Source organism: Kitasatospora sp. NPDC054795, from assembly GCF_053611565.1.
In genome coordinates this window covers 1-5,215 of sequence record NZ_JBSHAP010000247.1, presented here as the reverse complement: position 1 = coordinate 5,215, position 5,215 = coordinate 1, and the positions used below count along the sequence as shown (strand labels likewise).

Below are 5,215 nucleotides of genomic sequence, written 5' to 3'. Positions count from 1 at the left end.
TTTCCGTGCCGCGCCCCGGCGCCGGGCGGCCCCCCCCCCCGCGGGGGCCCCCCCCCCCGCCGGCGTCTGCGGAGCCCGTCGGCCGCTCCGTCGGCAGGTCCGTCGGCCGTTCCCGTCAGCGGGGCCGGTCCGCGGGCCCCGTCGCCGTCCAGGAGGCCTCGTCCGCACCGAGCACGGTGAACCGGCCGAGCAGGCCCGCCAGTCCGCCGGCCTGTTGCACCGGCGGGCTCCCCGCGGCCGTCCCGTTGGCGCAGAGCCGGACGCCCTTGTCGACGCGGCACACCGGGGTGCCGCCGTCCGGCCTGCCGTCGACGAACACCCCGAAGCTCTCCGGCTGGGCGGTGACGCTCAGCCACTTCCCGTCGACGGTGTACGACAGGATGGCGCTCCACGGGGGCTCGGTGTCCTTCGAGGGCCGGTGGATCTCGATGTTCCGCGGCTTGAGCTCGGCGGGCACGCCGGTGGGCCGCACCGGGAACGGGACGTCCCGGCCGCCGAACTCGACGCCGGCCGCGACCCTGAGCAGGTCCTCCTTGACCTTCGCCCCGATCCAGAGCGTGGCCGTCAGTTCGGCCCAGCGACCGGAAGCGGTCGTCCAGCGCAGGCCGACCGGGACTCCCGACGCGTCGGTGACCAGCCACTGGGCCTCCCGGCCGGCGACCGCGGGTGCGGCGGCCGTGTGCACCCCGGGGGCGAGGGACTCGCCGGGGCCGCGCAGCAGTTCGAGCTTCAGGGCGGGGACGGCGTTCTCGACGGCGGTCGTGGTGGCCGCGGTGGTGACGGACCGTCCGTCGCTGTTCGCGTAGCCGACGGCCGGTCGGGCCAGCCACGGCGGCAGCCAGCCGAAGCGGGCCTCGGCGCTCAGCGGGCCGGTGGACGCCGTCGGCGTCGGGGCGGCGGTCGGGGACGGCGTGGGCGAGGCCGGGGAGGTCGGCGCGGGGACGGCCGGTGCGGGAGGCCCGCCGGCCGGGCGCAGCAGCAGCACGCCGGCCAGCACGGCGGCGGTCGACCCGGCCACCACGCCGATCAGCGCCTGCCGGCGGCGGCGCAGCCGGACCCGCCCGCGGGCGATCACCGTCGAGGTGTCGAGCGCGGCGGGCGGCGCCGGGGTCTCGGCGAGGGCGCCCAGCCGGGCGGTGAGATCACGCTGCTCGTGCGTCCTCATGACGTCCTCTCGGCGGTGGTGGGGCGAGCGGCGAGCGTCGTCCGGAGGGTGGCGAGAGCGCGCGAGGTCTGGCTCTTCACATTGCCCGAGGAGCAGCGCATCGCCTCGGCGGTCTGATCGACCGTGAGGTCGCAGTAGTACCGGAGCACCACGGTGGCTCGCTGCCTGGGCGGCAGCGCGGCCAGCGCCCTGCGCAGGTCGAGCTGGACGTCGAGGTCGGCGGCCACCGAGGCGACGTCCACCGGCGTCGCGGTCCGCGACGTCCGCCGCCACCAGGACGAGCGCTGCTCGGCGAGGAAGGTGTTGACCAGCACCCTGCGGGCGTAGCCGTCCAGGTTCTCGACCCGGCCGGCCCGTGACCAGTTCACGTACAGCTTGGTCGCGCACTCCTGCACCAGGTCGTCGGCCCGGTGCCAGTCCCCGCACAGCAGATAGGCGACCTTGCGCAGCCAGCCGCTCCTGGAGGCCACGTACTCCGTGAACTCCGCGTCGCGCGTCCGCTTCGCCATCCGCACCCCCTCTCGTCGTGGTGGCGACGCACAGCCGCGCCGTCCGCCGCTCTAATGCGGGCACCGGCCGGAAGGTTGCACGCGCGGCGCGCACGTAGGCTTTCCGGCATGCCCAACGGCCGGTACTCGCTCCACGACCCTCATGACCACGTCCCGCTCGGGGAGGAGCGCTTCAGCTGCGCGCCCGGGGCGGCCGGGTGGCGGTACGTCTCCAAGACCTACGCGCCGGACGGCCGGGTGCTCGGCAGCACCGACCTCACACTGGACTCGCGCGCCCGGCCGCTGCGGATGGAGCTGCGGGCCGGGGGCTGGCAGGTGCGCGGCGGAGCGGTGGACGGGGTGGCCTGGGTCCGCACCGACGCGGCCGACCCCGGCGGCGAGCACGCGGCGGAGGGCCACGACCGGGCGCACGCCTTCACCGGCCGGTCGCCGGGCTTCCTGGTCGCCACCGCCCGGCTGCTGAGGCTGGGGGAGGGGGCGAGCGCGCGGGTGCGGCTGGTGGCCTTCACCGAGCCGGTGCTGGCTCCGCGCACCCTCGACCAGGGGTGGCTGCTGGAGGGCGTCGACACCCACGAGACGGATTCCGGGCCGCTGCTGGTCGAGCGGTACCAGGTGGCGGACCTGGAGACGGGCGAGCAGCAGGTGGTGCACCTGGCGGGGGACGTGGTGCTGGCGGCGGAGGGGATCGAGCTGGAGGAGCTGGCGTCGCCGCCGAACGCCTGGCGGGTGGGGGCGGAGGAGGAGTAGCGGTCCGGTAGGGCCCTGGCGGCCCGGCCGATCCGGCTCGGCCCGGCCCGGCTCAGGCGGGCGGGGCGAAGCCGGTGTCGGCGGCGGGCTTGTCGAGGGACGGAGCCGCCGGGACCGGGGGCGATGCCGGGGGCGAAGCAGGGGCGGCGGGCGGTACGGGCACCGGCGGTGCGGTGGGTGCGGTCGGTGCCACCGGTGCGGGCCGCTGCGCCGGCAGGCCGAGGACGCGGACGGGTCGTCCGTCGGCCGTGACCGTCGGAGCCGGCGCGGGGACCGGACCGGAGGCCGGACGGGGAGCGGGCACCTGGGCGGGCCACCGTCCGGCCGCCCACAGCTGCTCCTGGGCACGCATCCACTCCCGACGCTGGCGCTCGGTGAGCACCGCGCCCAGGTACGCCGCCGGGTGCAGCCCCGGCGCGATCGGGTGGCCGGTCCGGGCGGACAGGTCCTCGGCGAGCCGGGTGGACATCCGGAGCATCACCGCCGGATCCAACTGGCCTGCCCGGCCCAGCAGTTGGCGGATGGCCAGCCAGAGCGGCTCGGGTACGGCGGACAGGTCCATCGCGACCAGCTCGTGGCCCATCGCCTGCAGCAGGTGCGGGTGGACCGGCGGCAGCGGGGAGGCGGAGCCGCCCGCGCCCGGGGTGCGCTCGCGGACGACCACCGTCCCGGCGAAGATGTCGCCCAGCCGCTTGCCGTCCGAGTGCACCACCGAGGTGATCACGGCCGGGGCGCCGGTCAGCACGATCATCTCGAAGAAGCCGACCAGCCCGCGCACCAGCGAGTGCCGGAACCGCACCGGCCCGCCGTCGGTGCGCACCACCCGCAGGCCGAGCGCGGCCTTGCCGAGCGAACGGCCGCGGGTGAGGGTCTCGACCATCACGGGCACGGCCACCAGGAAGAACACCATCAGGCCGATCATCGTGGCGGCCAGCGCCGCGCCGTCGAGCCCGATCAGGGCGAGGCTCAGCAGCAGCGTGAACACCAGCAGGGCCGCGAACTCCACCAGCAGGTCGATCACGATCGCCAGGGCCCTGCTCGGAAGCTTCGCCGTCCGGAGGCCGAGAACGACCGCCTCACCCGTCACCAGGTCGCTCAAGACACCTGTCCGTTCACGTTCTTGGAGCCCGTACGGCTCGCCCATGGAGATCCGCTCCTGGGAGTGCGGCAGTGCCGGGGGAGGGAATCACCCCGGATCGGCCCCCCTGACCCGCTCTCCGCAGTCTGATCCGCAGCCGCAAACATACGGGGCCCGGTGGGCGCACGGGAAGTGAGATCCCGGCGGCCGCGGCGGCGGCCGCTGCTGGCATGCTGGGCCGCACGTGTCCGCCCGGACCCGCCGCCCGCCCGGACGCGCCCGCCCGCGCACGCACGTCCGCGCCCGCCGCCGATCATGGAGCCGCCGAAATGGACCTGGACGTCTTCGTCGCCACCCACCAGGGGGAGTGGGCCCGGCTGGACGCCCTCGCCCGCCGACGCCGGCTCGGCGGGGAGGAGGCCGACGAACTGGTCACGCTCTACCAGCGCGCCACCGGACACCTCGCCAAGGTCCAGGCCGCCGCGCCCGACCCGGCCCTGGTGAGTCGGCTGACCGGGCTGGTCTCGCGTGCCCGCAGTGCGGTCACCGGCGCCCGGACCAACGGCTGGCAGGACGTCGCCCGCTACTACGCGGTCAGCTTCCCCGCCGCGCTCTACCGCGCGCGCCGCTGGTGGGTGCCGGTGGCGATCGTGTCCATGGTGGCCACCGCACTGCTCGCGTGGTGGATGGCCACCCACCCCGAGGTCCGCAACAGCCTGGTCGCCCCCGAGCACCTCGACGAGCTGACCCGCCCCGGCGGCCAGTACGAGGCGTACTACTCGGACCGGCCGGCCAGCTCCTTCGCGGCACAGGTGTGGACGAACAACGCCTGGATCGCCGTGCAGTGCCTGCTGTTCGGGATCGCGCTGGGCGTTCCGGTGCTCTACGTGCTGTGGACCAACGTGGTGAACCTCGGCATCGGCGTAGGGCTGATGGCCTCCGCCGGGCGCCTCGACGTCTTCCTCGGCCTGCTCATTCCGCACGGTCTGCTGGAGCTGACCGCGGTCTTCGTGGCCGGCGGCCTCGGGCTGCGCCTCGGCTGGACCGTGATCGACCCCGGCCCGCGCACCCGCTCGGTGGCGCTGGCCGAACAGGGCCGCGCGATCATCGGCATGTCGATCGGCCTGGCGACGGTCCTGGCCGTCTCCGGTGTCCTGGAAGCCTTCGTGACCCCGTCCGGCCTGCCGACCTGGGCCCGTATCTCCATCGGTGTGCTGGCCGAGGCGGCTTTCCTCCTCTACGCCCTGGTGCTGGGCCGAAGGGCCGCCGAGGGCGGGGAGTTCGGTGATCTGGAGGCGGCCGACCGGGCGGACCTCCAGCCGGTCGCGGCCTGAGCCGATGTGATCAGCAGGCCCCTGACCTGCTAGTCTTCCTCTCGTCCGGCCAAACCATTGACGTGGCGAGGGTGGGCTAGTAGGTTTGAACGGTTGGGACTGACTGGACAACGGTCGGTTCCGGGCGTTAGTGTCTACGACACCGCCGAATCGAGGCGAGTGCATTTCACGAAATGCGCACCCTCCGACGAAGCAAATCCCACGGACTGAGCACTCCGAAAGCCTTGATAGGCTTCGGAACGAAGTTCGCAGGAAATCCCGCCAGCGGGAATCGGATGAATGAAGCCCCGGTAAACGGAGCGGAAAACATCTGGTAAGCTGGAAACACGAAAGAACGAAGCCCGGAGGGTCCGCTGGAAGGCGGTCCGAAGGAAGCGTCCGT

Annotated in this window: 5 protein-coding genes; 2 read left to right on the top strand and 3 right to left on the bottom strand. The window is 74.3% G+C overall.

Annotation, left to right across the window (positions count from 1 at the left end; translation table 11 throughout):
• Nucleotides 1-115: 115 nt before the first annotated feature.
• Both ACWGJO_RS40840 and ACWGJO_RS40835 read right to left on the bottom strand, forming a co-directional pair.
• Nucleotides 116-1,165 carry a hypothetical protein gene (locus ACWGJO_RS40840; RefSeq protein ID WP_452190858.1) on the bottom strand — a complete coding sequence of 350 codons (1,050 nt, stop codon included), beginning with the start codon at nt 1,163-1,165 and terminating at the stop codon, nt 116-118.
• On the bottom strand, nt 1,162-1,674 hold the full coding sequence (locus tag ACWGJO_RS40835; protein ID WP_359915512.1) for a SigE family RNA polymerase sigma factor: 513 nt from the start codon (nt 1,672-1,674) through the stop codon (nt 1,162-1,164). The genes ACWGJO_RS40840 and ACWGJO_RS40835 overlap by 4 nt, the downstream gene beginning before the upstream one ends.
• Before the next feature lie 108 nt (nt 1,675-1,782).
• Here ACWGJO_RS40835 and ACWGJO_RS40830 point away from each other — a divergent pair, with 108 nt between their 5' ends.
• Entirely contained in the window at nt 1,783-2,421 is a 639-nt protein-coding gene (locus tag ACWGJO_RS40830) for a hypothetical protein (protein ID WP_452190857.1), read from the top strand.
• Between the two features lie 52 nt (nt 2,422-2,473).
• On the opposite strand, the gene ACWGJO_RS40825 is transcribed toward ACWGJO_RS40830, so the two are convergent.
• A complete protein-coding gene (locus tag ACWGJO_RS40825; protein ID WP_452190856.1) occupies nt 2,474-3,520 on the bottom strand; it encodes an RDD family protein in 1,047 nt (348 codons plus the stop codon).
• 308 nt (nt 3,521-3,828) lie between these two features.
• On the opposite strand from ACWGJO_RS40825, the gene ACWGJO_RS40820 reads away from it, so the two are divergent.
• Nucleotides 3,829-4,833 (top strand): stage II sporulation protein M, encoded by a 1,005-nt coding sequence (locus ACWGJO_RS40820; protein WP_452190855.1) that lies wholly within the window; start codon nt 3,829-3,831, stop codon nt 4,831-4,833.
• Nucleotides 4,834-5,215: the final 382 nt, after the last annotated feature.

Coding starts and splice junctions, on each gene's coding strand:
- ACWGJO_RS40840 (WP_452190858.1), bottom strand. CDS start 1,165: ATGAGGACGCACGAGCAGCGTGATCTCACCGCCCGGCTGGGCGCCCTC.
- ACWGJO_RS40835 (WP_359915512.1), bottom strand. CDS start 1,674: ATGGCGAAGCGGACGCGCGACGCGGAGTTCACGGAGTACGTGGCCTCC.
- ACWGJO_RS40830 (WP_452190857.1), top strand. CDS start 1,783: ATGCCCAACGGCCGGTACTCGCTCCACGACCCTCATGACCACGTCCCG.
- ACWGJO_RS40820 (WP_452190855.1), top strand. CDS start 3,829: ATGGACCTGGACGTCTTCGTCGCCACCCACCAGGGGGAGTGGGCCCGG.